We start from the raw sequence: 25,525 nt of genomic DNA, 5'->3' as shown, positions 1-25,525 counted from the left end.
ACACGAGGGCGCGATCGAGCGACCGCCGTCGCCGGCCCTCATCGGCCCTCGTCGAATCCGCACCGGGCCCATACCGTGTCCGGTACGACGCCACACGGCGGGCCGTCAGTGATCGTCCGCGAACCGACGTCCGAGCTCCACGTAGTGTTCCCTCACACGGTCGATCTCGGCGATCTGATCGTCGGTCAGCGGTCGGGTCTCCGCGGGAGTCCCGTACGCCAAGTGTCCCTCGGGGATCGTCTGTTCTCCCAGTACGACGGCGTTGGCGGCGACGATACAGCCGGATTCGACGGTCGCACCCCGGAGGACCGATGACTGCATGCCGATCAGACAGTCGTCCTCGACGGTCGCGAAATCGACGACGGCCCCGTGGCCGACGGACACGCGATCGCCGAGCGAGGCTCCGTGGACGGTCGTGAACTCCTGGACGTTCGTTTCTTCGCCGATGGATACCGGTCCGTGGTCGCCGCGGAGACACACGAACGGCCAGACGCTCGCACCGCGCTCGACGCTCACGTCCCCTGCGAGATAGGTCAGATCGGCAACGTACGCTTCCGCCGAGACGTCCGGGGTGTTCCCATCGAACGACTTGAACATGACTCGCACGTCGCATTCGCCATGTAAAGCGTTACCTCCTATCGCGTCCGCAGCGGACGAACTCACCTACTTATACGTCAGGTTCAGCTCGAGGTCGTTGACCGCCGTGAGCAGGCGATCCGCGTACTCGTCGTGACAGCGCTGCTCGGTCAGACGGGTCGCCGCGCCCGCTATCGACAGCGCGCCCTGCACCTCGTTCCGGTGGACGATCGGTGCGCCGATCGCGTGGATCCCCTTCAGGTCCTCCTCCAGATTGAGCGCGTATCCGCGTTCACGAGTCCGCTCCAGTTCCGCGAGCAGGTCGTCGACGTCGGTGATCGTCTCGGAAGTTCGCTTCGGGAGTCCGTAGTCGTCCACGATCGCTCGGACGCGTTCCTCCGGAAGCTCCGAGAGGATCGCCTTGCCGCCGGAGTTGAGATGGAGGTGCGTCCACGTGCCGACCAACGAGTCGACGTTGATGTCGAGCGAGCCGCCATCCCCGAACAGGTACATCGCCATCCCGTTCTCCTCGACTATCAGCCACACCATCTCGCCGGTCTCCTCGGCGAGTTCGCGCACGCGCGGTTTCGCCTTGTGAAACACGTCGTACTGGTCTCGGACGTACGAGCCGTACTGGAACAGCTCCAGCCCGAGCCGGTACTCGCCATCGTCTTTCACGACGCACCGCTGGTTGACCAGCGTCGCGAGGTGCTTGTGGACCGAGCTCTTCGAGAGCCCGAGCTCCGTCGCGATCTCCGTTACACCCGCGCCATCGCGCCGCTGTAGAACGTCGATGACCGCGAACGTCGTTTCGACCGCCTGTACCGTTTGGGGGTCCGATTCGTTCATGCGCGAGTACTGGATAGCGACGATTAAAAAATCTCGTGTTCGCTGTTCGTGAACACGATCCACGGATCGGTTCCGGATCGGAGCGCGGATCCCCGCTCAGAACGGATACTCGCGCGGCTCGTGTTGGATCGAGATCCACTTCGTCTCGGTCACTTCACGCAGGAACTCGTCGGTGTTGTAGCCGCCGACGCCGGACGCACCGGTACCGCTGAACGGGACGTGCGCCTCGTCGTTGATGGGCTGGTCGCCGATGTGGACCATGCCCGTCTCCATCCGATCGGCGATCGACTTCGCGGTCCCGAGATCGCCCGCGTGAACGGACCCGGAGAGACCGAACTCGGTGTCGTTCGCGATCGCGACCGCCTCGTCGACGTCCGCGAACGGAATGACCGGCGCGATCGGACCGAAGTGCTCGTTGCAGGCGGCCGCCATCTCGTTGGTGACTCCGGAGAGCACGGTCGGTTCGACGACCAGTGAATCGTCGACGCCGTCGAGGTCGACGATCCCGCCGCCGGTTTCGAGCGTCGCGCCGGCCGCGACGGTCTCCTCGACGTATCCGAGCATCTGATCGCGTTGGGACTCGTCGATGATCGGTCCGAGGTGCACCTCGTCGTGTGCGCTGCCGGCGACGAGCGACTCCGCGCGGTCGACGAGCCGCGAAACGTACTCGTCGTACACGTCCTCGTGGACGACGTGGCGGTTGATCGAGATGCACACCTGGCCCTGGTGGATGAACGATCCGAACACCGCGCCGTCGATCGCGCGGTCGAGATCCGCATCGGCGGTGACGATGTGGGCGTTGTTGCCGCCGAGTTCCATCGCGGGCGTCGCGAGGTTGCGCCCCGCGGCGGCGGCCACGTCCCGACCGACCTCTGTCGAGCCGGTGAACGCGACCACGTCGCTTTTGGGATGGCTCGCGACGCGGTCACCGATCTCCGAGCCGCGTCCGGTGACGACGTTCAACACGCCCGGCGGGAGGTCGGTCTCCTCGAACAGCTTCGCGAAGAGGAGGCCGCCCGTGATCGGCGTGTTCGTCGCGGGTTTGAGCACGACGGAGTTCCCGGCGGCGATCGCCGGCAGGACCGCTCGTGCGGAGAGGTTCAGCGGGAAGTTCCACGGCGAGATGACGGTGACGACGCCCTTCGGCTCCCGCTGGACGACGTGCTCTTTCCCGGGGATGTTCGACGTCGCGTGTTCGCCCTTCATCCGTCGCGGGAGGGTCGCGGCCTCCGCCGCCTGATCGGAGGCGAGGTGGTGAGCCGTATGTCCGTAGCCGGCGGTGCCGCCGGCCTCGTGGCTCATGACCTCGATCAGTTCCGCCTCGTGTTCGGCGAGCGCGTGCTGGAACTGCTCGACGACCTCCTGTCGCGCGGCGGGCGGTGCGGCTCCCCACTCCTCGCTCGCGGCGGCGGCCGCCTCGTAGGCCGCGTCGACGTCCGACTCGGTTCCCGCGGGGACCGACGCGAACACCTCCCGCGTCGAGGGGTCCTCGACGTCGATTGCGCTCCCGTTCGACGTGGGGACCCATTCGCCGTCGATGTACATCGATTCCCAGTTCGCCGTCGGTGAGATTGATTCCGGCATACCGTCTGAATGATGTCGTTTCTCGCATATAGTAGTGTGGTAACGACTGTGTCACCAGCGGATCCGTCAACTGGCTCCGACCGACGGTCGGAACCGACATGGGATGGATTTACATGGGTTCGGATCGCACGGCGTTGTATGGTGTTGCAGACGGACCTCGAAGACGCGGCGGAGTCGCACGACGAACTCCCGAGCGCGGAGGACGTGTACGACGAGTCGGAATCGATCCCGCTCGCGGACGTGTTCGACGACGCGTTCGTGAGCGAGCACACGGCGTTCGCGACGTTCGACGAGCTGGTGGCCGCGAGCCCCTCGGACGCCGCCGACGGTGACGAGTTAGGGTACGTGGGCCACGGCGACTGGGACGAGTTCGTCGCCGAATCGACCGACTTCGACGACGAGGAGGCGTTCGTGATGGCCGGCCGGGACCACTGGGTCGCCAAGCGGCTCGACCTCGCGTAACCGCCGCGCCGGATACGGCGACGTGCGAACGAGGTCGGACGAGGCACCGATCCGGGACGACGGGAGCGGATCGCTCACGAACGCGCGATGAGGAGTTTATAAGCACTCAGTCGTTCGCGCATGACTGGCTGATCAGTGAATCGCTCCCGCGTCGCGGGTATCGACCGCCTGCAGAGCCCCTCCCCACCGCACGGCACTGGAGCCTCGCGCCTCCCCAGCCTCGTCAGGGGCGGCCGCCGGAACCGCTCGGCGGCCGCCCCTGACTCCCTCGCGCGCGAGGAACGCGCGCGCGCCACCGCACACGAACCGGTCTGCAGACACGGCCGGGGTCACGGTGTATATCGCGGTCGATTTATAAGCGATCGTCACCCGGTTCCCGTGGCCGTTCCGCGTTCGGGATCGGAGCGGACGGTCACGGAGCGATCCCGTACGTGGGACCGTCGTTCAGTAGTTGCCGGTCGAGACGATCGGCGGCGCGTCGTGGGGACCGTACGGCGCGTCGTCGAGGTACTCGCCGGCGACCTCGAAGTTGTCCGCGAGCTCGGCGGCGACTTCCTTGCGAAGGACGGTGACCGGATCGTCACCCTGCAGGTACTCGAGCGCTTGCCCGGCCGCATTCAGGTTGTACTCCGCGGCCGTCTCCCGGCGTGCCGCGAACAGTTCGATCTCGTCGCGGGCGACGGCCTCGTGTTTCGCGTCGAGCGCGACCGCGATCGCGGAGGCGGCCTCGTCCGCGTCGGCGACCCCGGAGTTCATCCCGCGCGCACCGAACGGCGCGAGCAGGTGGGCGGACTCCCCGGCGAGCAGTACCCGCCGGTCGTCGTCGACGAACGTGTCCGCCATCACTTGGAGGAACTGGTACGTCGAGACCCATTTCACGCGGTCCGCGTAGCGGTCGCCCATCACGTCCGCGGCGATCTCGCTCATCCGCTCGTCGGAGGCGAGCTCCTCGACGTCGTCGTCCTCGAAACACTGAATGTCGAGCCGCCACCCGCCAGTGAACGGAACGAGCATGACGTTGCGGCCGTCCACCTCGGGCGCGTCGTAGTGGAACAGTCGCTCACAGGGGAGGGGGTCGTCGTCGTCGGCCTCGACGTCGGCAATGATGAAGTGGTTCTTCGACTGTGACCCCTCGAACTCCGCGCCGATCTCCTTGCGGACCGTCGACCCGCCGCCGTCGGCTCCCACGAGGTACTCCGCCTCCCACTCCCGACCGTCCGCGGTCTCGACGTACACGCCGTCGGCGTCGCTCTCGACGTGCTCGACGCCCGTCTCCCAGTGGATATCGATACCTACCTCGTCGAGCGCGTCGTGCATGTACTCCTCGGTCCACTCCTGTGGAACGCTGGTGAAATGCGGGATGTCGCCGGTGCCGCCGAGCGATTCGTACGTCCGACGGAACACCTGCTTCCCGCGCCAGCGCGTGTGCCGCGTCGGCCACACGAGCCCGTTGTCGACCATCCGCGTTCCGAGCCCCGGATGGACCCGTTCGAGCGTCCGAAGCGTCGATCCGTGTATGTAGATCGCCCGGCTCCCGGACCGGTCCCTGTCCTCCGGGTCGCGTTCCAGGATCGTCGATTCCACCCCGCGGGCGTGCAGTGCAAGCGCCGTCGTCATCCCCACCGGACCGGCACCGGCGATAAGCACCGGTGCGTCCGTACTGTTGTCGCTCATGACGTCTGGGTTCGCATTGTCATACCATACCCAAAGCGTTTGCGGTCGGGCGGCCCGTACCGACCCTCGCGGTCGTCGGCGAGCACGGCTCAGTACAGCAGCGTGAACCACGCGAGCTGAAGCGGCAACAGGACGAGGACCGTCGCGAGCGAGCAGGCGGCGGTCGTCCGTATCAGCTCGCCGGTCTCGACGTCGCCCTCCGCGAGCATCGCGATCAGCACGGCCGACTGATACGGGAAGAAGTACGTACTGAGTCCGAGCGCCTCGATCATCAACACCGGAGTGAGCGGCAGTCCGGCGGTCTCCGCGTACGTGATCACGACGGGCGTGAGCACGCTCGCGACGGCCAGTCCCTCCATCGAGAACGCCAACAGGACGGTCGTCGCGAACACCAAGAGGAGCGAGACGGCGAGGGGTACGTCCGCGGGGACCGTCCCGAGCAGCCCGGTCGCGGCGCGTTCCGAGAGCCCGGTCGCGGCGAGTCCGTCGCCGAGCGCCAGGACGGCCGCGATGAAGAACAGCACGGAGACGTCGAGCTCGCGTCCGACGACGTCGAACTCGACGACACCGACCCCCGGAAGGAACGCGAGGGCGACGACGACGACCGCGCCGACGACCGGGTCGAGCCCGTGGAGGAAGTCCGTCACCCAGATCCCCCCGCCGACGAGCAGGAACGCGAGCATTCGACGCGCGGATCCGTCGTCTCCGCTTCCGTCGACGTCGCACCCGGTGTCGGTCCCGATCGCGACGCCATCGATCGCCACGCTCGTGTTCGGCTCCGGCCGGAACAGCGCGTACACGACGGCGACGACGAGCAGCACTCTCGTGAGCCCCATCACCGGGTACATATGAACGAGCCACTCGGTCCACGAGATCGGGTGGTCGGCGACGGACGCGCCGAGTCCCGAGATGATGATGTTCGGGAGGTCCGCGGTCAACACCCCGGCCGAACCGTAAAACGTCGCGAACAGCGGGCCGAGATACAGACCGATGCGCGCGCGCCGCGACTCGAACCGCGCTCCGATCTCGACGAGGACCGGAGCCAGCAGCAGCACGCGAACGAGCGACGACGGCACGAGCAACGCGAGCGCGTGAGCGGCGAGTGCCAGCGCGAGCAGCAGTCGACGGTAGACGCGGCGCGTGTCGTCGCTCGCGGACCGGGGAACGCTTCGAGCGGTGATGCGGCGTCCGGCGAGCTCCGCGAGGCCGCTCATCCGCGTCGCGATCCCCATGAGCAGTCCGAACCCGACGAGCCACGTCGCCGACGACTGGAACCCCGACAGCGCGAGCGTCGGCGAGAACACGGCCGCGAGCGCACCGATCGCAAGGATTCCCGTGTAGGCGGGCGGAACCGGAGTGAGCACCCAGAGCAGGATACACGCCGCGGTGATCCCCGCCATCGCGCCGGCGTCGCCTCCGAGGAGTGCGACCGTCGCGATGGCGGTCGCGATCGCAAGCGGAAACGCTACCCACGGTCGGCTCACACCGTCGGAGAGGGTTTCGAACACGTCGGATCGGGCCCCACCGAGTTATCTCCCGCGGTGTGATCGCCGCGCCGACACGGTCATTCGGTCAACGCCTCCCGGAGGGGGTCCGGAACCGGCGTCGGGTCGCCCCCGTCGACGTCGACGCAGACCCGGCGCTCGTGGCCGGTGAAGTGGACCGCGCCGTCGACGCGTCCCGTGTACTCAAACCGAACGCTCGTCGTCCCCACCGACGTCGACAGCTCGAACCCGACGACGTCGCCGCTTTCGAGGGGGCGCTCGAACGTCGCGGTCACCTCGCCGACGGGAAGTCCGACGCCGAACTCGGTCTGGATCCCCCAGAACGGATGCCCCGTCGACTCCATGTACATGTCCGCGGTCTCCTGGAACGCGTCGACGATCCGCGGATAGTGGGCGATCCCGAACGAGTCCGTATCGGAGAAGCGAACGGTCCACTCGCGCGTGTACATCACGCACCCCCCTCGCCCGCCGGCGCGTCGGTTCCGCCCACGACAGCGTCGTCCAACACGACGAGGCCGTCGAGCGCTATGGCCCCGTCCGGCGAAACCAACACCGGATTGACGTCGATCTCGGTGATCGCGGGACGCTCGACGAGGAGGTCACCGACCGCACGGACCGCGTCGACGAGCGCGTCCACGTCGCCTTCCGGTCGTCCCCGATATCCCGACAGCAGGGGGGCCGCCGTGAGTGAGTCGACCGCCGCGCGCGCCTCGCGCTCGGAGACGGGGGCGACGCGATGGGCGACGTCCTCGTACACCTCCGCGAACACGCCGCCGAGGCCGACGAGCGTCACGGGACCGAAGGAGGGATCGTTCGTCCCGCCGACGATGACCTCCGTCCCGTCGTCGAGGTCGACCGCGGGCTCGATCAGCACCTCGGCGTCGATCCCCCGTGTCGCTGCCGCATCGAGCATCGCCGTCGCCGCGTCGGCGACGGCCTCCGGTCCCTCGAGTCCGAGTGCGACGCCCGCCCCGTCGGCCCAGTCGCTTTTGTGCGTGACGGCCGGTGACGACACCTTCGCGACGACCGGGAACCCGATCCGTTCCGCGGCGGCGACCGCCTCGTCGGGAGTCGCGACGACCGCGAACGACGTCGTCTCCACGCCCGCGTCCGCGAGCAGTCGCTTCGATTCCGCCTCCGTGAGCGTCGTCCGACCGTCCGCCGTCGCCGCGGCGATCGGGTCCGCGCCCGGATCGCCGGCCGCACCCGCGTCGATGCCGTGCTCAGACATCGGCGATCACCTCCGACCCATCGGCGGCGTTCTCCCGCAGCGCGCCGTACCTCGCGAGAACGCTTACGGCGTCGGCGGCCCGCTCGGGCGAGTGGAACACGGGGACCCCGAGTTCCTCCAGTGCGGCCACGTCGTCGGCGACGTCGTCCGGCGGTCCGCCGGTCGCGAACAGTATCGGCTTGTCGACGGCGTCGACGAGCGACGCCATCCGGTCGACCGGGAGACCGATCGCGGCCTCGAACAGCTCGTACACCAGGACGACGTCGACGGCGTCGTCCGCCGCGACGGCGGCGACCACGTCGCCGAACGCCGGCATCGGTCGGCCCGTGTCGACCGGATTGCCGGCGTAGGTGATCCCCGGAAGCAGCTCGTCGAGGTCCTCACGCGTCGTCTCGTCCAGCTCCGGAAGCCGACCGCCCGACCGCTGGATCCTGTCGGCGATGATGATACCGGGGCCCGCCTGCGCCGTGACGACGCCCACGTTCGGTCCGGACGGATGGGGTTGCCCGGCGAGGATCGACGCACCGTCGAGCAGCTCCGTCGTGGAGCGCACGGTGGGGACCCCGTACTGCTCGAAGCCGGCCACGTACAGCTCGTGGTCGCCGGTGAGCGCGCCGGTGTGCGACTCCGCGAACTCGCCGACGTCTGACTCGCCGACCTTGTACGCAAGCACGGGTGTGTCGACCTCGCGGGAGACCTCGAGGAGCTCGCGTGCGCGATCGGTTCCCTCGACGTGGAGGACGATCGCCTCGGTGTCGTCGTGGGCGTCGAAATATCGGATCGCCTCGGGAAACCCGACGGTCGCGCGGTTTCCGAGCCCCACCATCGCGGAGAGGCCGCGCCCCTCGCGCAGCGCTTGGAACGCCAGCGAGTGGGCGACTCCGCCGCTCTGTGCGATCACGCAGGTGCCGCCCGGCGGGACCTCGTCGACGCCGCTCGCGAACGACCCGAGCAGACCGTCTCCGGGGACGACGAACCCGCTCGTGTTCGGGCCGAGCACCGCCATGTCGTGCTCGGTTGCGGTCGCGACGATGCGGTCCTGTCTCGCCTCTCCCTCGGGTCCCGCCTCCGCGAACCCGCCGGCGTAGATGACCGCGGCGTCGACCCCCGCGTCCGCGCACTCGTCGATCACGTCCGGAACGACCGGTGCGGGAACCGCGAGCAGCGCGAGGTCGACGTCGGCGTCGATCGCGGAGACGGACTCGACGAACGGCTCGCCGAACAGTTCGCCGTCAGCCGACGGGTTGACGGGATAGACGCGACCGTCGAATCCGTCGAGGTTCGCCATCACCTCGTGACCGATCTTCTCCCGGGAGTTCGACGCGCCGACGACGGCGATCGACTCCGGATGAAACAGGCTACCAACGTTCATACGGGCCATACAGACACCGGCGGGATATCGTTTTCGACCACGTGCGAGGTTGCCGGTTCGACCGCGAACGGGCGTCGACGCGTCCCATCGAACGCGTCTCGCGGATCGCTTACGGTCTCCCGTCGAACGCGACGAACCGATCCAGTTTCTCGCTCGCGGCCTCGAGCACGCTCTCGCCGTGGAACACGAGCCCGACGTCGAACTCGTAGTCGACCAGCCGTTCGAGGCTGGCGTCCGCCTCGTTCAGGTCGGCGGAGTAGAAGCCGGTCGGCAGCACGAAGTACCCCGCGGGGAGTCCGCGCGCGTCGGCACCGAACACCGCGTCGCCGAGCACAGCGAGCGAAGCCTCCTCGTCCACGAGCGCGTGGCTGTCGGCGGTGTGACCGGGGACGTGGACCGCTTCGAACCGTCCCACGTCGTCGCCGTCCCCGTACCGGTGATCGGGATCGGCCCCGAGGTCCGCGTCGCAGTTGGCCGGGACCCACGTCTCCACGTCGAACGCCTCGGCGAGCCCCGAAAAGCCACCGACGTGGTCCCCGTCACCGTGAGTGACGACCAGTCGCTCCGGCTCGACACCGATCTCGGCGGCGGCGTCGACGACCGTTCCGACGGTGTCCTCGAAGCCGGCGTCGACGAGCGTCGGCGTCTCGCCGTCGAGCAGGAACACGCGATACCGACCGCCGTTTGACTCGGTCACCGTCACGTCGTACACGTCCGGGTGGATCTCGGAGATCATCGTTCCGCGATCCGGACGGGTCCGAGTTCAACCTTCCCCCTGAATGCGTCGTCATAGATCCCGGGTGCGCCGCCCGTAGACCCCGGGTGCGCCGCCCGTAGACCCCGGGTGCGCCGCCCGTAGACCCCGGGTGTACCGGCTCCTCGAGCGCTCACGGGGACGATACCCTTTTGCGACTGCCGCCATAACGGCGAGGTATGGCGGAGTTCACGAACCCGTACGCCGAGGAGAACCCGTTCGTCGAAGCGCATTTCGACTGTCTCGACTGCGGCGGCAAGCTCTGGGAGTACGCCATCCAGCGGCAGATGGTGTGCGAGGAGTGCCGCGGCGTGTTTCACAGCGAGGACGTCTTCGACGAACAGGTCGCCGGCGCGTGATCGAAGCGGCGGCATCGAGGATCGGAGAGGCGGTCGCCGCGAGCCCGACCGAATCGCGACGGTGAGGTCGTCCGGCTCAGCCGAATCGCGACGGTGAGGTCGTCCGGCTCAGCCGAATCGCGACGGTGAGGTCGTCCGGCTCAGCCGAATCGCGAGGACGATCGCACCGACCGAGAGCGTGTCCACTCTCGATCGTGGAATCCGGTACAACGGCGTTCTCGTCCCCGAAACCGTCCAGTACACTTAAGTTGATTCTGTGCTAACATGCCTCTATGGCGCAACAAGAGCCCGAGGAGCTCCTAGAGTTGAGTTCCGAGACACGGACGATCCTGGACGACCAGGGACTCCGCCCGCTGTGGGAAGTCGAGGACGACTTCGGGAACGTACAAAACGATCTCGAACCCGGCATCTGGAAGTGGGAGGAGATGCGGACGGCGATCGACCACATCGAGGACGACGTGCCGATCGCGGACCTCCCGCCGGGATTCCAGCGGCGGGTGACCGTGCCGATCAACGCCGCGATCGGGAACGCGATCTCGAACACGATCTACGTCGGCGTCCAGACCGTCTCGCCCGGCGAGACCGCGCCCTCGCACCGGCACGGCGCGAACGCGCTCCGGTTCACCATCGACGGCGACGAGGAGATGAAGACGGTCGTCGCAGGCGAGGAGTTCCCGATGAAGGACAACGACATGATCACCACTCCGCAGTGGGAGTGGCACGACCACGTCAACGACTCCGACGAGACGGCGGCGTGGCTCGACGTCCTCGATCTCCCCTTGGTGCTCGACTCGCTGAACGCGTCGAACGTCTTCGAGAACCACGAACTCGAACGCCAGCCCGTCACGAAGACGCAGGGGTACTGGGACTCCCAGTACGGGCGAGCGCGCCCCGCTGACGAGCCGAAGAGCGGCGGGATACCCGGTCCGTTCGAGGGGATCCGCGAGCCGACGCCGCCGTATCGGTTCGGGTGGAACGAGATGCTCGAAACGCTCCACCAGCGCGCCGACAACGACGAACCCGACCCGCACGACGGCTACAGCCTCGAGTACGTCAACCCGGCCGCGGCCGAGCCGCCGCTGTTCCCGACGATGTCGTTCCGGGCACAGTTGCTCAACGACGGCGCGACCGACCCACACTTCCACAACGCGACGGAGGTGTACTTCGTCATCGAGGGCGAGGGTGCGACCCACGTCGACGACGAGGCGCTGGAGTGGAGCCAGTGGGACATCTTCGTCGTCCCGCCGGACGCGACCCACCACCACGAGGCGGACGACGAGGCGATCCTGCTCGGGATGACCGATCGACCCGTGTACGAGGCGTTCAACTTCTACGCCGAGGCGGAGCCGTCGTCGTAGCGCTCCCGACCCGACCCCGATTTCTTGCGCTCGACCCCGCTGCTCGACGGCGAGATCACGAGACCACGTCCTCGAGCGTGGGGGTTAAAGTGGACGTCCCGTGAACGATCGGCGATGGAATCCGGACCCCCACCGACCGACCCGCGAGCGCCGAGCGGTCGCGACGTCGGTTCGGATCGCGGGATCGCGATCGCCCTGATCGCGTTGATCCAGCCGACGTTCCTCGGTCCCGCGGTCGCGATGGCGCTCGTCGGCGGCGCGCTCGCGCCGACGCTCGACCCGTGGGTCCTCGGACTCCACGCCGGCGCGGTCGGACTCGCGGTGTACGTTGCACACCTGCGCGACGCGTTCGTCGACCGATTCGTCCGTCGGGAGGAGCCCGCGGGCGGTACGACGCCGGACACGCTCCGAACCGCGCTCCTCGTCGTCTCCATCGCCTTCCTCGCGGTCGTGTCCGCGCTGTGGACGGCGACCGGACCGATCGCTGCGGTCGTCACCGTCCCCCTCTGGGTCCTCGCGATCGCTCACGCGCCGTATTTCGACACCGGTCCCGTCGGCGTCACCGTCGATTACGCCGTCGGCGTGGCGATCGCCCTCCTCGGTGCGTACGTCCTCCAAACCGGGCGTCTCTCCGCAGGGATCGTCGGCACGGCGGTCGTGTACCTGATCGTCCTCTCCGCGGTGAAAGTCTCCGTCGACGGTCTCGACCACGCGTTCGATCGGTCGATCGGGAAACGGACCGTCCCCGTCGCGATCGGTCCAGCGAACGCCGACCGGTTCGCCGCCGTCTCGTTCGCTCTCGCGGGTGTCGTGACGGTCGTCCTCGCGGCCGGCGGCGCGCTCCCGATCCGGTCGGCGATCGCGTCGGTCGTCCTTGGACTCGCGGCGGCGGCAGTGTTCGTCCGACCACGACGACGAGCCGTCCGACTCCAGATCGCATGCGTGTATCCGTTCAGCGCGCTGTTTCTCGGGAGCCTCTGTGTGGACGCGAACGCGGTCTGTGGCACGGGCATCGCGTGGCTCCTGCCGTCGCTCGTGTGAGCCTCGCGGGGAGGGTCCCGTCGAGTAACCATGTTGTGCCATACCAAATGTTATATAGGGACTCGTGCAAAGCGTTGGATCATGCTTCAGGCCACAGGCGTCACCAAGTCGTTCGGCGGACTCGTCGCCGTCGACGACGTGAGCTTCGAGGTCGACGACGAGGAGATGGTCGGTCTGATCGGTCCGAACGGAGCCGGTAAGACGACCCTGTTTAACACGATCACGGGCGTGCACCCGCCGAGCGACGGTTCGATCACGCTCGATGGGACGGAACTCACCGGCCGCAAGCCGTTCGAGATAGCTCAGCGAGGCGTCGTCCGGACGTTCCAGACCGCGCGGACGTTCAACGAGTCGACCGTCCTCGAAAACGTCGAGGTCGGGGCGGTGTTCGGCAACGGAGACGATCAGGACGTCGCCGAGGAGCGCGCACACGAGTGTCTGGAGTTCGTCGGGCTGGACGACCAGTCGGACGCGGAGGTCTCGGGGCTCAACCTCGCGGACCGGAAGCTCCTCGAGCTCGCCCGTGGACTCGCGACCGACCCAAACTTCATGCTCGTCGACGAGATCGGTAGCGGTCTCACGCCCGCGGAGCTGAACACCCTCACCGACACGCTCGAGCGCACCTGCCACGAACGGGGCATCTCCGTGTTCTGGATCGAACACATCATGGACGCGATCATGGGATCGACCGATCGGATCATCGTCCTCAACCAGGGTCAGAAGATCGCGGACGGGACGCCCGAGGAGGTTCAGAACAACGATCGAGTCACCGAGGCGTACCTCGGAGGTGGTGATGAATGACGATGCTCGACGTGACCGATCTCGACGTCGGATACGGCGACCTTCAGGTGCTGTGGAACGTCTCGATGACGATCGAGGACGACGACGACGTCGTCGCTCTGGTCGGCCCGAACGGGACCGGAAAGACCACGCTAATGAAGACGCTATCCGGCATCCTCGAACCAACCAACGGCTCGATAGAGCTGTTCGGTGAGGACGCCGCCGAGTACTCCGCCAACGAGCGCGTCGAGCTCGGATTCGTGCAGGTGTCCGAGGGACGGAACCTGTTCGGCGAGATGAGCGTCTATGAGAACCTCCGGATGGGGTCGTACATGCACCGGGACCAGTTCGAGGAGACCCGAGAGGAGGTGTACGAGATGTTCCCCGTCTTAGAGGAGCGGCGCGATCAGAAAGCCGGCACGTTAAGCGGGGGCGAACAGCAGATGCTCGCGATCGGTCGCGGGCTGATGGCACAGCCGAAACTGCTCGCGCTCGACGAGCCGTCCGGCGCACTCGCCCCGCAACTGGCCGAGCGCGTCTTCGAGAAGATCGAAGAGATAAGCGAGGACGTGACGGTGCTTCTGGTCGAACAACACGTCGACCGCGCGCTCGAACTCGCCGACAGGGCGTACCTGCTGGAGAACGGACGGATCACGCAAGCGGGCGAAGGCAACGAGCTGCTCGAAAGCGATCACGTTCGCGACGCGTACCTCAGCGGCTAATATGCCGATCCGGCCTCGGACGCGGTCGGACGGGTTCAGTCGTACTCTTCACCCTTCCGTCCGGTCGCCTCCGCCACTCTGAGTTCGACCCGCTTCGACCCCGTGATCGGTTCGGTGGGCGGGAATATCGTCGGGAACCACGCGTTGTCCTCCATGACTTCCTCCATGTGTTCGACGTCCTCGTCGTCGACGTCGTGCAAGCTCCCCGAGACGATGACGCTTCGCCAGTCGAACTTCGAGTCCATCTCGTAGGCCGTCAGGGAGGCCGTGTTCGTGTCGTCGACGAACGCCAACTTCTTGCTGTCGTCCCCGAACCGAAGCAGGTACAGAAAGACTCGGTCCCCGTCGTACCCGAACGAGACGGGGACGCCGTACGCGTCGCCCGCTTGCGCGAGCGACAGCGTTCCGTGTCCGAGTTCCTCCAACGTCCGATCAACCTGTGTGTCGTCCATCTCGACCCCCTGTACGCGGGAGACATCATCTGCGGTCATCGTGTCACCACTGGCACGGTACGACCGACTGTGTAATAATTCCCCATGCCGATCCGACGTGATCCGCGGGAAACCGGTGTGACGTGACCCGCGAACGTTCGGTTCGACGGTGTCGGCGGGACGGAGTCGAGGTGATCGGTTACGCGAAGTCCTCCGGGTCAGTTGCGTCGAGCGTATCGGTGCGGAACTCCTCGACGAGGTCGAAGTCGTTCTCCGGGTAGTAGTCCGGCGCGTCCAGCTCGAATCCGCTCCAGATCAGCTGGAATTGATCGAGTTCGCCCCACTCGGTGTACTGGATCGGCTCCGCGTAGATCGTGTCGAACTCGATGTCACGCATCGCGTCGCTGAGCCCGTCGCGGCTGATCTCGTCGGCCTCACGGAGTCCCTCGGCGATGAGGTGACCGGTCACGTAGCCGGCCGCCTGCGTCGGACCGAAGTACTCGCCCGTGTCCTCGGAGAACTGCTCGGCGATCTCTTGGTACTCCTCGGAGTAGACGTCCGGGAGGTGTCCGAACGTGAACCCGTTCGCCACGTCGTCGCCGATCGCACCGTAGCTCGCCTCCGGCGGCGAGACGGCGGCGGTGAACAGCTCCGGTTCGAGGTCGATCTCGAGCATCTGCCTGAACATGTCGTTCAGTCCGGGCGGATGACCGGAGCCGACGAGGATGTCGAGATCGTCGGGCATGTCGCGCAGGTACGGGACGAAGTCGCTTTCGCCCGCCGGAGCCATCGCGGACGTCAGATCGAGATCGTCGGGGAACACGCGATCGATCGCCGTCTCCGCGGAGATCCCCCACGCGTAGTCGCCGTTGATCGCGCCGACCGTGTCGAACCCCTTGCTGTCGATGATGTCCGCGACGGCCTGAATGAACGCGGGTGCCGGTGGGAGCGCAGTCCGGAAGGTGTACCGAGAGTCCTTGTCGAGTATATCCAGGTTCCCGGCGGCGTGCAGATACAGCGGGACCCCGAGATCCTCCGCGGTCTGTGACGCCGTGACGCCGACGTCGCTCGACACGGGGCCGACGGCCGCGATGGCGTCCTCGGACTCGACCTGGTTCGTGAGGATCGTCGCCGCCTCGCCGGGCGCTGACTCCGTATCGATAGCGTCGTGTTCGAGCGGTCGACCGTCGATGCCGCCGTTCGCGTTGATCTCTTCGATCGCGTACTCGATACCTTCCGTGTGGGTGTCGCCGTATAGTGCGAACGGCCCCGAGTAGGGTTGAAGCCCGGCGATCGTGATCGGCTCGGCGTCGTCGTCCCCTCCGTCGCCGTTCCCGCCGGTAGCGTCGTCGCCGCCACCGGTGTCGCCATCGTCGTCATCGTCGCCGACGAGACAGCCCGCCAGCGTGGCGATCCCCGCTCCCGCACCCGTCGTTTTCAGAAACCGTCTCCTGCTGGACGCTGATGTGATATCTCTTGTCATGCGGCCTCCGGGCATGTATGTGTTCCTCCCCATCTTTAATCTTCTTAAATAATCAAATTCAGTCGACAGCTGAAAAAAGGAGTCGCGGTCGTTTCGTCGATGATTCCGAACCGGAGTGGGAGCCGATGCAAACCGGAGTGGGAGGCGATGCAAACCGGAGTGGCGCTGCTACTCCGGCAGAGCCGACTTGATACGTCGTTTGAGACCGAGCCGATCGTTAAGCACGCGATCGGCGAACGGGACGATCCCCTGTCGGAAGTAGAGGAACAACACGATCAACAGGAGTCCGAACAGGACGGTCCGCCACTGGCCGGCGGCCTGGAGCTCCTCGTTGATGTATATCATCACTGCCGCGCCGACGATCGGCCCGAGCAGGGTCCGCATGCCGCCGATAACGAGGATGATCAACACGAGCACGTCGATGACGTTGAACGCGAACATCCCCGGCAACACGAGCGACTCCAGTTGCGCGTACATCGGCCCCACGAGTCCGATGATGAACGCGCTGATGAACCCGGCTATCGTTTTGTATCGGACGACGTTGACGCCGATCGCCTCGGCGGCGATCTCGTCCTGTCTGATCGCGTCGAACGCCATCCCGTATTTCGAGTTACGGAGATAGTGGTACAGGAGGAGAACGCCCGTCAAAAGCGCCAGCATCAGGTAGTACAGGACGACGTGTTCGTGGAGTCCAAGTGCGTTCTGAACCGACACGAGCCCGAGTCCCGAAAACGAGAAGCCCGTGCTCCCGCCGGTGATGTCTCGAGCGCCGACGAACGCCTCGATGATCGCCAACTGCAACGCAAGCGTGAGGATCGCGATGAGGATAACCGTGAACCGTCTACGCGCGGCGACGTAACAGACCGCCGTTCCGAGGGCACCGGCGAGGAGCGCTCCGACGAGGAGCGTGGCCCACGGAGAGATCCCGAGCGCGTCAGCGGTCAGTGCCGTTCCGTATGCACCGATCCCGGTCAGCGCCCCGACGAAGAGGAAGAGTTGGTCCGTGTGTCCGAACACGATGTTCAGCGCCATCGCCAGCGTCGCGAACACCAGCATGAGGATGAACAGTCGTGAGATGTACGTGAGGCTTGGATCGAAGAACAGCAGCGGGACCATCGCCAGCACGGCGACGACGGTCGGAATACGGAGGCTGTCCCACGTCAGGTCGGCGAGTGAGTTCGTGAATGAGTTCGTGAGTGACATGTTACTTGATCTGCTCCGGACGGGCGATTAGCACGGCGATGGCGACCATGAACAGAACGATCTCCGAGACGTACGCGCCGATAAACGCGCTCGTGAACGTCACGACGATCCCGAGCAACAGGCCGGCGACGACCGCACCGACGATACTCGTTACGCCGCCCACGATGGAGACGATGATCGCGTATATCGTCAGCTCGAACGCGGTCGCAACGGTCACCTCGAACGTGAAGCTGTAGAGGATGCCGGCCAACCCGGCGACGACCGTGCTCAAGAGGAACACGAGCGTTCGCATCCGGCGCGGACTGATCCCACAGAGAATCGCTCCCGTCTCGTCCTGAAGGACCGTTCGGGTCGCTCCGCCGAGATACGTGCGGCTGAAGAAGTAGTACAGCGCGAGGAACGCCACGACGGAGATCGCGATCACCGCCAGCGACGAGCCACGGATCTGGACGCCGCCGAGCGTCATCGACGAGAGACCGGCGCTCAGCGAGTAACTCGACGGGTACGTGATGAAGAGGAGTCCGTCGAGGAACGTCGCGAGCCCGATCGTGGTGAAGATCCCGAGCAGGATGCGTTCTTCGCCCTCGGACCGATAGACGAGCGACAGCAGCGATCTGTCGACACCGAGGCCGAGGAGCCCCACGGCGAGCAGCGCCGCCGGGATCGCGACGATCAGACTCCCGGTGAGACCGAACAGTTCCATCGCGACGATCACCGCGATCACCGAGAACACTCCCAGCGCGAGGTTCAATACGCCACCGAGACCGAACACGACGGTGATACCGACCCCGAGGAGTGCAAACACCAACCCTCGAGACACCCCATCGATCAGCAGTTCAAGTAGCCGAATTGGCGTCTCCATGTTCTATGATACCCCTTTCATGAAAGCTTTTAATTGTTATGTTTATTGATCGACGATACGCTCGCCATCGTGATTCCTCGACCGCTTCGGCCGACCATCGGGATCGTTCGACTCATCAGAAGAACTCCGTATGGACCGCTTCACGACGGATCTTCCCGGTGTCCGTCCGGGGGAGCGACTTCTCGACGATCGTGTACTCGCGGGGGCGCTTGAAGTCCGCCAGTTCGTCGTGGTCCGTACAGAACGTCTCGAGGTCCGCCTCGCAGAGGTCCGCCTCGTTCGTCCGGACGACCGCGGCAATGCGTTCGCCCCACACCTCGTCATCGAGCCCGATGACGGCTACCTCCGTAACGGCGTCGTGGGTCGCAAGCACCTCCTCTACCTCCTGCGGGTAGACGTTCTCACCACCGCTTATGATCATGTTGTCGACCCGGTCGACGATGTAGAGATGGCCGTCCTCGTCGACGCGTGCGACGTCGCCCGTCCGGAGCCAGCCGTCGACGAGGAGGTTGCGCGTCGCATCTGGCCGTCCGAGATAGCCCTCACACATCCCCGGGGACCGGCCGATCACCTCGCCGGTCTCACCGGCGTCGACCTCGGCGGTCGGATCGAACGATCCGGCGTGTGCGGCCGAATCGACGACCCGGAGCTCCCACATGAACGATTCCTTGCCGATCGTTCCGGGTTTTTCACGCTGGGTCTCCGGATCCGCGAACGTGAGGTTCGGTCCACCTTCCGTCAGGCCGTACGTGTTGTACAGTCCGTCACAGAGATGTTCGTTGACCAGTTCGGAGAGCCGTTCCGTGACGACGGAACCGCCGGTACGGATGTATGACAGCGCGTCCAGTTCGTAGTCGCCACGTTTCGTTTCGTCGACGAGCGCGTGGAGCTGGGTCGGGACCGCCAACAGCCCGGTTGCGTCGTGTTCGTCGAGGAGCCGAAGCGTCTCGGGCGGATCGAACGATTCCTGGATCACGATCGTCGCTCCGGCCTGTAGATGCGGCAGGATCCACGCGGCGGTCGTCACCATGTGATACCAGGGCGTCGTCAACAGGGCGACGTCGCCGTGGTCGATGTTCATCTCCATTATCACCTGCGTGCCGCCGTACCACAGCTGGTCCTGATCGAACGGGACCGCCTTCGACGCGCTCGTCGTGCCGCTCGTAAACAGGATCCCGTGTTCGTTGGCGTGAGACTCCGGGCGACCGGCGGGAGCGTCGTCGAGCAGTTCGTCGTAGGCGTACACCGCCTCGCGATTGGTCTCGGCTCCGTCGATGCTCACCGCCATCGACAGATCGCTTCGATCGAAGACGTCGAGGGCTTTCTCGGCGTTCGCGTCGTCGAACACGAGCACGGACGCGTCGATCGGCTCCAGCATCCCCGCAAGCCCTGCCGGGCTCGACATGAAGGGGAGTTGCACGTTCCCAACCCCGCGTTTGTGGCTCGCGATCATCGTCTCGATCGCCTCGGGACCGTTGTGAGCGAGCGTCGCGATCCGTTCGCCGGACGCGAGCGATTCCAGCGCGTTCGCCAGCCGATCGGTCCGATCGTCCAGCTCCGCGTACGTGTAACGTCGACCGTCATCGGTCCGTACGGCGTCCGTCTCCGGGTAACACCGGACCGCTCGGTCGAAAGCATCGATGCAGTTCATATATGTCGTGACTACATCTCGCACGGTGATGATTCACATTAACTATTGTGGTATCCACGGGGACTGCCGATCGGATCGCGGCCGAGTCGATGTCGGCAAGGCATGATTTATATGCATCGCGGGGAACGAACGGATATGCGATTCGTCCAGTACGATGACGGCCGGCTCGGACTGTTGACCGACGACGGCGAGGGAATCGTCGATCTCACCGATCGCCTCGACCTCTCCTCGAACGATCCCCTACAGGAGTATATCCGCGGCGACTACGACGCGAGCGCGTACGCGGACGCTGATCCCGATCTCGCCGTTGCCGACGCACACGTCGGCTCGCCGATACGGCGTCCGGGAAAAGTCATCGCGGCACCGTTGAACTACGAGAACCACATCGCGGAGGCGATCGCGGACAAGGACATCACCACCGACGAGTGGTTCTCGATCGAGGACAAGGGGTACTTCCTGAAGGCACCCTCCAGCGTCGTCGGCCCCGACGACGGCGTCGAGCTTCCCTTCTCCGACCGTCGGTGCGACCACGAGGTCGAACTCGCGTTCGTGATGGGCGACGACGTCAAGGACGTCTCCACGGAGGAAGCGTGGGAGAACGTGTTCGGTTACACGATCCTCCTGGACATCTCCGTCCGTGGCGATCAGGACCGCTCCAACCGAAAGTCGTACGACACGTTCACCGTCATCGGGCCGTGTGTCGTGACGGCCGACGAGATCGACGATCCACAGAACCTCGATCTGGCACTGCAGCTCAACGGCGAGACGAAACAGGACGACAACACCTCGGACATGGTGTACTCCTGCGGCAACATCGTCCAGTACGCCTCGATCGGCACGACGATCGAGGCCGGTGACGTGATCACGACCGGGACGCCCGAGGGCGTGAGCGCGCTCTCGGACGGCGACACGATCGAGGCGACGATCGAGGACGTGGGCTCGATGACGGTCGACGTGACGGAACGCGATCTGGTGTTCGACGACGTCGACGTCGACAAGGACGGAAACGACTAACGACGTCGACAAGGACGGAAACGATCCGAGTCGCGACCGCCCCTCTCAAACCAACCGTGCGTCTCCGAAGTCGCATCGAGCGCCAGTCGCGACGCCCGTTCGTTCACGCTCCGGTCCTCCGATTCGAGATCCTCCGGTCCTCCGATTCGAAGTTTCTGTTCTCTGTCAGTGAACGCATGTGCGGGGGAGATGGGGGATCGAGAGCCGCGAACCGACGGAGATGTTACGTAGATACGACTGTAATCGGTACGATCGGGCGATGAAACGGTCTCGAACCGCCTGACGCACCGATCGTACGTGAGTCCGACCTCGATATCGAGTTCTCCATGAAGAAACGAACCGATCGACGGAACGCGTCGGACGGCCCGTCGTCCGATCCGTCACTCGGCGACGGTCGCCTCCTCGTATCCCAATCGGAACGCGAACCAGAGACCGCGTTTCGCCGGGACCATCGGAGCATGTCGGGTTCCGCCGGTGAGTCCCTCGTCGCCGAACGTCCACGGGGTTCCGTCGGCGTCGATCACTCTGCCCTCCCGGATCGCGGTCGCGGGTGGCGCGTCAGTCGGCCACTCGAACACGCCGACGTCGCCGACGTCGGTCTCGACTGCGACGTACTCGCGGCCGTCCAGCGACCCGACAATCGGTCCGGCGTCCGTGACACGATCGATCGGAAACGCGAGGGCGGCGTCTCCGCTTTCAACCCCGTACACGGCGGCCTTCTCGTCGAGTTCGCTCTCCGCCGTGGACACGCCGGGCTGGATCGCCGAGCCGTCCCAGTAGTGTCGGAAGATCCCGAGATCTCCCTTGTACCGACCGTAATCGTAGCCGTATCCGGTATCGGTCGTGGGAACGACCGTGTCCGGGTGTTCGTTCCGCCACTCCGCCCACGTCGTCTGTGACACGGGGACGACCGACAGCGATCGCTCGGAGCCGACGAGTGTGCCACCGATCGGGACGCCGCGGTGTTGGCTCCACAGCGTTCGCGTCTCCTCGTCGTACATCACCTTATTGCCTTCGAGCAGCATGCCGGAGTTCCCGAACGTCAGGACGTCATCACCGACCCGTCTGTCGTAACAGATCGGCGCGTTACACAGCGTGCAGAACGTGAGCGACAGCGGAACGCCGTCGACGGTGACGTTGAGCAGTTCGTGGGGGAACAACAGCCATCGCGGGACCGCGATCGGCACTCCCTGGACGCGGATCCCGAACACCGTGTCATCGTCGTCGAGCGTTGCGGTCGCCGATTCCGTCCCTCCGGCCCCCGTCGTCTCGTCGTCACCGCCGATCCGTTCGGGATCGACCAACGTCGGCTCGTTGAGCGCGGCGAGGAACGACGGGTCACAGTTGCCCCATCGGAGGTCTCGAAGGTCGAACGCGATCGGATCCGTGTCCAGCAGCGCGCCGACCGGCGGGAGATACGTGTTGTACAGCCGCCGTTTCCACTCGTCGTAGCCGTCGAGGGGCTCGAACTCCCGCTGAGAGTACCACGTCTCCCACTCCACCCACGCGTGGTCGGAGTCGAAGCGCTCGCCGGTCAGCGCTTCGAGCGCGTCGGTGACGCCGGGCCAGCGCACGTCGGGGAGTTCGAGGTAGCGGGGCGGATCGTGCGACCGCATCGTCTCCGGAAACCCGAACCGTTCCCAGTCGGTCGCGATCGCGTCGACGACGAGGACGTCGAGCAGATGGGGGACGACGCGGTCATCGCCCTCGCGTGCAAGTGTCTCCACGGCCTCCGCGTGCGCGTCGACATCGCGGACCAACAGTCCTTCCGTCGCGGCCCGTCGTGTATCCGTCGTCATACGATGCGGTGTTCCATCCCAGCATACATAAACGTCCGTGCGGCTCGCCCGAGATCCCGCTCCGTCCTGAATCGTTCTCGTTCCGCTCCGATCTCGACCTACGCCGATCGGTCGCGTTCCGCGGGGGGATTTCGGACGTCGCTCGCGATCCGGTCCGCAAGCGAGAGGACCATCTCGAGGTCCTCGTCGTGCGAAACGATCTCGAAGCCGAGCGACCGGTAGATCGCCACGGCCGCCCGGTTCTCCGGAGCGACGTGCAAGACGAGTTCGTCGTGGCCCGCGGCCGCCGCGTCAGCGATGACGTGTTTGCACAGTTCGGTTCCAACCCCCCTGTCGTGGACGTTCGGATGGACGAACACAGCGAGTTCCGGATCGGACCGGTTCTCGGGCGTGAACACGGCATGGCCGACGGCCCGACCGTCGGCTTCGACGACGACGTTGTGTCCCTTCGAGAGTAGCGTGTCGAGCCACACCCGTTGCTGGGGCTCCGTGACGGGCGGGACTCCCCGGGCGCGTTCGCCAGGACCGAACGCATCGTACATCTCGAGGAGGTCGTCGAGCGCGATCTCGTCGCCTCGGCGGACGGTTAACGCCGTCTCGTGTTTATCGAGGAATCGCGGACACCGCGGCGGACACAGCGGTGTCCCCTGACAGTCACCGCTGTCCCACCCCGTACAGGCCAGTTCGAGGTTGTCCACGTTCATACGTCACATACGATCGCATGACGTATTAATCCGATGCACGATTCCCGCCGAACGGTCGCTCACGAGAACGGTTCGGAACGCGAGAACGACTCGGATCGAAGGCGTTAGCCCAGATGCTCGATGTACGTGTACTCCTCGGACAGCGCAGCTGCGTCCTCCGGCAGGAGCGCCGCAACCAAGTGGTCCACGTGATCGCAGAAGTAGTCCACGACGCGTGCGATCCGGTCCGAGTCGATCGCTTCGAGAGAGTCGAGCACCACGAACGGAACGACCTCGTGGACGTCATGGACGAGGTACCCTGCGAGCGCGAACACGAGGCCGGTGACTTCTCGCTCGCTCTCCGACAGGTGGTCGACGGTGTCCTCGTATGCGCTTCCGTCGGCCCCGGATCTGACGATGTGGAGATCGAACCGCGTTCGAGTCACCTTTCGCCGACCCTCCCGAACCTCGGTTTCTCGCCGATCGATCCAGACTCTATCGAGGTTATCGTACTCGAGTATCTGGAGTACGGTCTCCATGTGATCGTTGAACGCCTCGACGGCGTCTTTCTCGATGCGATCGACGCGTGTTCGGAGTTCAGTCAGGCGATCCGCCAGCTCGTCGCGCTCCGACTGCAGCTCGTCGCGCTCCTCGACGGCCGCCTCCCGTTCGGCGATCTCATCGTTGATACGATCGAGTTCCGATTCGAGCTGTTCGATACGGAGCTCCTTCCCGTTGAGACGTCGGTGGAGGTCCAACACCTCGTCGTGGCCTTCGACGTCGATCTCCTCCGTTTTCGCCTCTAGCTCCGCGACGCGGTCCTCCGTCGCCTCGATATCCGATTCGATCCCGTCGATCCGGCTCTCCGTCGTCTCGATTTCCGCTTCGACCTCCGTGATCCGGCGCTCTGCACGTTCCTGCTCGTTCCGTTGTTTCCGGACCTCGGTTCGCTTGGTCGTCAGTTCGTCGATGGTCGATCTGACCTCCTTTCGCTCGTCGAGGATGTCGGTTCGAAGGTCTCGAAGCGACTGGATGGTTGCCTCGATCTGCGACTCCTCGACCTCCGAGCCGCAGGTCCAACACACGGTTTCCCCGCTCGCAGTGAGCTCTTCAGTCGGGTCCGAGTAGTCGGAATCGTTGATATCCAACCCGTCACCGTCCAACATCTCCTCGTTGAATCCGATCACGCTTCCGAGGTCGTTCGACCGCTCGTCCAGTGACCGCTTTCTGCCACGGAGCTCCTCGATCCGTCCGGCAAGCCACTCCGGGTCCTCCTCGGGATCGTCGGCGTCCGCGAGTGTCGCTTCGAGTTCGTCCCGCTCGCTCCGGAGTTCCGACAGCGTCGTCCGTTCGGTTTCCAGATCGAACTCGAGGTCCTCGAGTTCCGATCGCGCATCGCGGACGCGCTGGAACGCGTCTTCGAGTTCCTGTTTCCGACTGCGGCTCTCCTCGACACCGGAATCGAGCTCTGCCAGCTCCGATTCGATCGATTCGAGTTCATCGCGGGCCTCGGCCAGTTCGGACTCCTTCTCGGTTCGCTTCGTTTCCAGCTCCGGGAGGTCGCGTTCGAGCTCGTCGAGCCGCTCGATCTCCGACTCGAGCTCGCTTCGTCTTCGCTTGCACTGCTCGATCTCGGCATCGATCCGATCGGTATCGATCGGCTTCATGATGATCTCTCGTAGGTCGTCACCCCGGGAGACGGCCTGGCGTGCGTCGTTGTTCTCGAGGAGGAACGCGAACAGGTCCGCGAGTTCCGGGTCGCCGAGGTACGGGTCGCCCTCGTACGAGACCGTTCCGCCGGCCCGTCGGAGCGTTCGCGTATAGGTCTCGCCACCGACTTCGAGTGTGACAGACCCCTCCTCCGCGTTGCCCTTCAACGACGCCCGCTCGCTTCCGAGTCCGGCCATGATCGCTTGCAGAAACGACGTTCGGTTCGTCGCGTTTCGTCCCGTTAGTACTGAGACACCCGGCGGGAGCGTGACTTCCGCCTCGTCGATCCCGCCGATGTTACGTGCGTGAACTCGCACGGTTTGCTCCGACAACTGATTGGTCGACATAATTCATCTTCGGTTCGCCAGTTATTAAAACGTATGCTTTGCGGAACGTCGTACGCGGAGCAGGTGCTTGTATCG

24 protein-coding genes are annotated in these 25,525 nt (G+C 65.5%); 7 read left to right on the top strand and 17 right to left on the bottom strand.

Annotation, left to right across the window (positions count from 1 at the left end; translation table 11 throughout):
- Nucleotides 1-105 precede the first annotated feature (105 nt).
- The 3 genes from ACNSN7_RS00230 to ACNSN7_RS00220 all read right to left on the bottom strand — a co-directional run bounded on the left by ACNSN7_RS00230 (nt 106) and on the right by ACNSN7_RS00220 (nt 3,009).
- Nucleotides 106-597 carry a gamma carbonic anhydrase family protein gene (locus ACNSN7_RS00230; RefSeq protein WP_418279839.1) on the bottom strand — a complete coding sequence of 164 codons (492 nt, stop codon included), beginning with the start codon at nt 595-597 and terminating at the stop codon, nt 106-108.
- 66 nt (nt 598-663) lie between these two features.
- A complete protein-coding gene (locus tag ACNSN7_RS00225; protein ID WP_418279838.1) occupies nt 664-1,425 on the bottom strand; it encodes an IclR family transcriptional regulator in 762 nt (253 codons plus the stop codon).
- Nucleotides 1,426-1,521: 96 nt separating this feature from the next.
- The gene (locus ACNSN7_RS00220; protein ID WP_418279837.1) at nt 1,522-3,009 is read right to left on the bottom strand and encodes an aldehyde dehydrogenase family protein; all 1,488 of its coding nucleotides are present in this window, start codon (nt 3,007-3,009) and stop codon (nt 1,522-1,524) included.
- 138 nt (nt 3,010-3,147) lie between these two features.
- Between ACNSN7_RS00220 and ACNSN7_RS00215 the strand changes: the two genes are divergently transcribed.
- Nucleotides 3,148-3,471, top strand: a complete 324-nt coding sequence (locus ACNSN7_RS00215) for a hypothetical protein (protein ID WP_418279836.1) — start codon at nt 3,148-3,150, stop codon at nt 3,469-3,471.
- A 444-nt stretch (nt 3,472-3,915) separates the two neighbouring features.
- On the opposite strand, the gene ACNSN7_RS00210 is transcribed toward ACNSN7_RS00215, so the two are convergent.
- The 6 genes from ACNSN7_RS00210 to ACNSN7_RS00185 form a co-directional block, all read right to left on the bottom strand.
- Nucleotides 3,916-5,145: an FAD-dependent monooxygenase gene (locus tag ACNSN7_RS00210; protein ID WP_418279835.1), complete on the bottom strand. Its 1,230-nt coding sequence runs from the start codon at nt 5,143-5,145 to the stop codon at nt 3,916-3,918.
- 89 nt (nt 5,146-5,234) lie between these two features.
- A complete protein-coding gene (locus ACNSN7_RS00205; RefSeq protein ID WP_418279834.1) occupies nt 5,235-6,653 on the bottom strand; it encodes an SLC13 family permease in 1,419 nt (472 codons plus the stop codon).
- A gap of 56 nt (nt 6,654-6,709) precedes the next feature.
- A complete protein-coding gene (locus tag ACNSN7_RS00200) occupies nt 6,710-7,099 on the bottom strand; it encodes an acyl-CoA thioesterase (RefSeq protein ID WP_418279833.1) in 390 nt (129 codons plus the stop codon).
- Nucleotides 7,099-7,881: an acetate--CoA ligase family protein gene (locus tag ACNSN7_RS00195; protein WP_418279832.1), complete on the bottom strand. Its 783-nt coding sequence runs from the start codon at nt 7,879-7,881 to the stop codon at nt 7,099-7,101. The genes ACNSN7_RS00200 and ACNSN7_RS00195 overlap by 1 nt, the downstream gene beginning before the upstream one ends.
- Entirely contained in the window at nt 7,874-9,253 is a 1,380-nt protein-coding gene (locus ACNSN7_RS00190) for a CoA-binding protein (RefSeq protein WP_418279831.1), read from the bottom strand. The genes ACNSN7_RS00195 and ACNSN7_RS00190 overlap by 8 nt, the downstream gene beginning before the upstream one ends.
- A 109-nt stretch (nt 9,254-9,362) precedes the next feature.
- A complete protein-coding gene (locus ACNSN7_RS00185) occupies nt 9,363-9,989 on the bottom strand; it encodes an MBL fold metallo-hydrolase (RefSeq protein WP_418279830.1) in 627 nt (208 codons plus the stop codon).
- A gap of 197 nt (nt 9,990-10,186) precedes the next feature.
- Here ACNSN7_RS00185 and ACNSN7_RS00180 point away from each other — a divergent pair, with 197 nt between their 5' ends.
- The 5 genes from ACNSN7_RS00180 to ACNSN7_RS00160 all read left to right on the top strand — a co-directional run bounded on the left by ACNSN7_RS00180 (nt 10,187) and on the right by ACNSN7_RS00160 (nt 14,267).
- The gene (locus tag ACNSN7_RS00180) at nt 10,187-10,366 is read left to right on the top strand and encodes a hypothetical protein (protein WP_418279829.1); all 180 of its coding nucleotides are present in this window, start codon (nt 10,187-10,189) and stop codon (nt 10,364-10,366) included.
- Nucleotides 10,367-10,638: 272 nt separating this feature from the next.
- A complete protein-coding gene (locus ACNSN7_RS00175) occupies nt 10,639-11,724 on the top strand; it encodes a cupin domain-containing protein (protein WP_418279828.1) in 1,086 nt (361 codons plus the stop codon).
- Between the two features lie 114 nt (nt 11,725-11,838).
- Nucleotides 11,839-12,765, top strand: coding sequence for a UbiA prenyltransferase family protein (locus ACNSN7_RS00170; RefSeq protein ID WP_418279827.1), 927 nt, complete (start codon nt 11,839-11,841; stop codon nt 12,763-12,765).
- A gap of 81 nt (nt 12,766-12,846) precedes the next feature.
- Nucleotides 12,847-13,566 carry an ABC transporter ATP-binding protein gene (locus tag ACNSN7_RS00165; protein ID WP_418279826.1) on the top strand — a complete coding sequence of 240 codons (720 nt, stop codon included), beginning with the start codon at nt 12,847-12,849 and terminating at the stop codon, nt 13,564-13,566.
- Nucleotides 13,563-14,267, top strand: a complete 705-nt coding sequence (locus ACNSN7_RS00160) for an ABC transporter ATP-binding protein (RefSeq protein WP_418279825.1) — start codon at nt 13,563-13,565, stop codon at nt 14,265-14,267. The genes ACNSN7_RS00165 and ACNSN7_RS00160 overlap by 4 nt, the downstream gene beginning before the upstream one ends.
- 35 nt (nt 14,268-14,302) lie before the next feature.
- On the opposite strand, the gene ACNSN7_RS00155 is transcribed toward ACNSN7_RS00160, so the two are convergent.
- The 5 genes from ACNSN7_RS00155 to ACNSN7_RS00135 all read right to left on the bottom strand — a co-directional run bounded on the left by ACNSN7_RS00155 (nt 14,303) and on the right by ACNSN7_RS00135 (nt 19,897).
- Nucleotides 14,303-14,758 carry a pyridoxamine 5'-phosphate oxidase family protein gene (locus ACNSN7_RS00155; RefSeq protein ID WP_418279824.1) on the bottom strand — a complete coding sequence of 152 codons (456 nt, stop codon included), beginning with the start codon at nt 14,756-14,758 and terminating at the stop codon, nt 14,303-14,305.
- A gap of 139 nt (nt 14,759-14,897) precedes the next feature.
- Complete coding sequence (locus ACNSN7_RS00150; RefSeq protein WP_418279823.1) at nt 14,898-16,181, bottom strand: ABC transporter substrate-binding protein; 1,284 nt, start codon at nt 16,179-16,181, stop codon at nt 14,898-14,900.
- A gap of 168 nt (nt 16,182-16,349) precedes the next feature.
- Nucleotides 16,350-17,384 (bottom strand): branched-chain amino acid ABC transporter permease, encoded by a 1,035-nt coding sequence (locus ACNSN7_RS00145; protein WP_418279822.1) that lies wholly within the window; start codon nt 17,382-17,384, stop codon nt 16,350-16,352.
- Between the two features lies 1 nt (nt 17,385).
- Nucleotides 17,386-18,246 carry a branched-chain amino acid ABC transporter permease gene (locus ACNSN7_RS00140; RefSeq protein WP_418279821.1) on the bottom strand — a complete coding sequence of 287 codons (861 nt, stop codon included), beginning with the start codon at nt 18,244-18,246 and terminating at the stop codon, nt 17,386-17,388.
- A 115-nt stretch (nt 18,247-18,361) separates the two neighbouring features.
- Nucleotides 18,362-19,897: a class I adenylate-forming enzyme family protein gene (locus ACNSN7_RS00135; protein ID WP_418279820.1), complete on the bottom strand. Its 1,536-nt coding sequence runs from the start codon at nt 19,895-19,897 to the stop codon at nt 18,362-18,364.
- 135 nt (nt 19,898-20,032) lie between these two features.
- Between ACNSN7_RS00135 and ACNSN7_RS00130 the strand changes: the two genes are divergently transcribed.
- Nucleotides 20,033-20,911: a fumarylacetoacetate hydrolase family protein gene (locus tag ACNSN7_RS00130; RefSeq protein ID WP_418279819.1), complete on the top strand. Its 879-nt coding sequence runs from the start codon at nt 20,033-20,035 to the stop codon at nt 20,909-20,911.
- A gap of 380 nt (nt 20,912-21,291) precedes the next feature.
- On the opposite strand, the gene ACNSN7_RS00125 is transcribed toward ACNSN7_RS00130, so the two are convergent.
- The 3 genes from ACNSN7_RS00125 to ACNSN7_RS00115 all read right to left on the bottom strand — a co-directional run bounded on the left by ACNSN7_RS00125 (nt 21,292) and on the right by ACNSN7_RS00115 (nt 25,450).
- On the bottom strand, nt 21,292-22,710 hold the full coding sequence (locus tag ACNSN7_RS00125; protein WP_418279818.1) for a DUF3179 domain-containing (seleno)protein: 1,419 nt from the start codon (nt 22,708-22,710) through the stop codon (nt 21,292-21,294).
- A 98-nt stretch (nt 22,711-22,808) separates the two neighbouring features.
- Nucleotides 22,809-23,414: a GNAT family N-acetyltransferase gene (locus tag ACNSN7_RS00120; RefSeq protein WP_418279817.1), complete on the bottom strand. Its 606-nt coding sequence runs from the start codon at nt 23,412-23,414 to the stop codon at nt 22,809-22,811.
- Nucleotides 23,415-23,518: 104 nt separating this feature from the next.
- Nucleotides 23,519-25,450: an archaea-specific SMC-related protein gene (locus ACNSN7_RS00115; protein WP_418279816.1), complete on the bottom strand. Its 1,932-nt coding sequence runs from the start codon at nt 25,448-25,450 to the stop codon at nt 23,519-23,521.
- Nucleotides 25,451-25,525 lie beyond the last annotated feature (75 nt).

It is taken from the genome of Halorubrum rarum (genome assembly GCF_048380895.1).
In the GTDB taxonomy this organism is placed as follows: Archaea; Halobacteriota; Halobacteria; order Halobacteriales; family Haloferacaceae; genus Halorubrum.
This window is presented reverse-complemented; position numbering and strand designations above follow the sequence as displayed.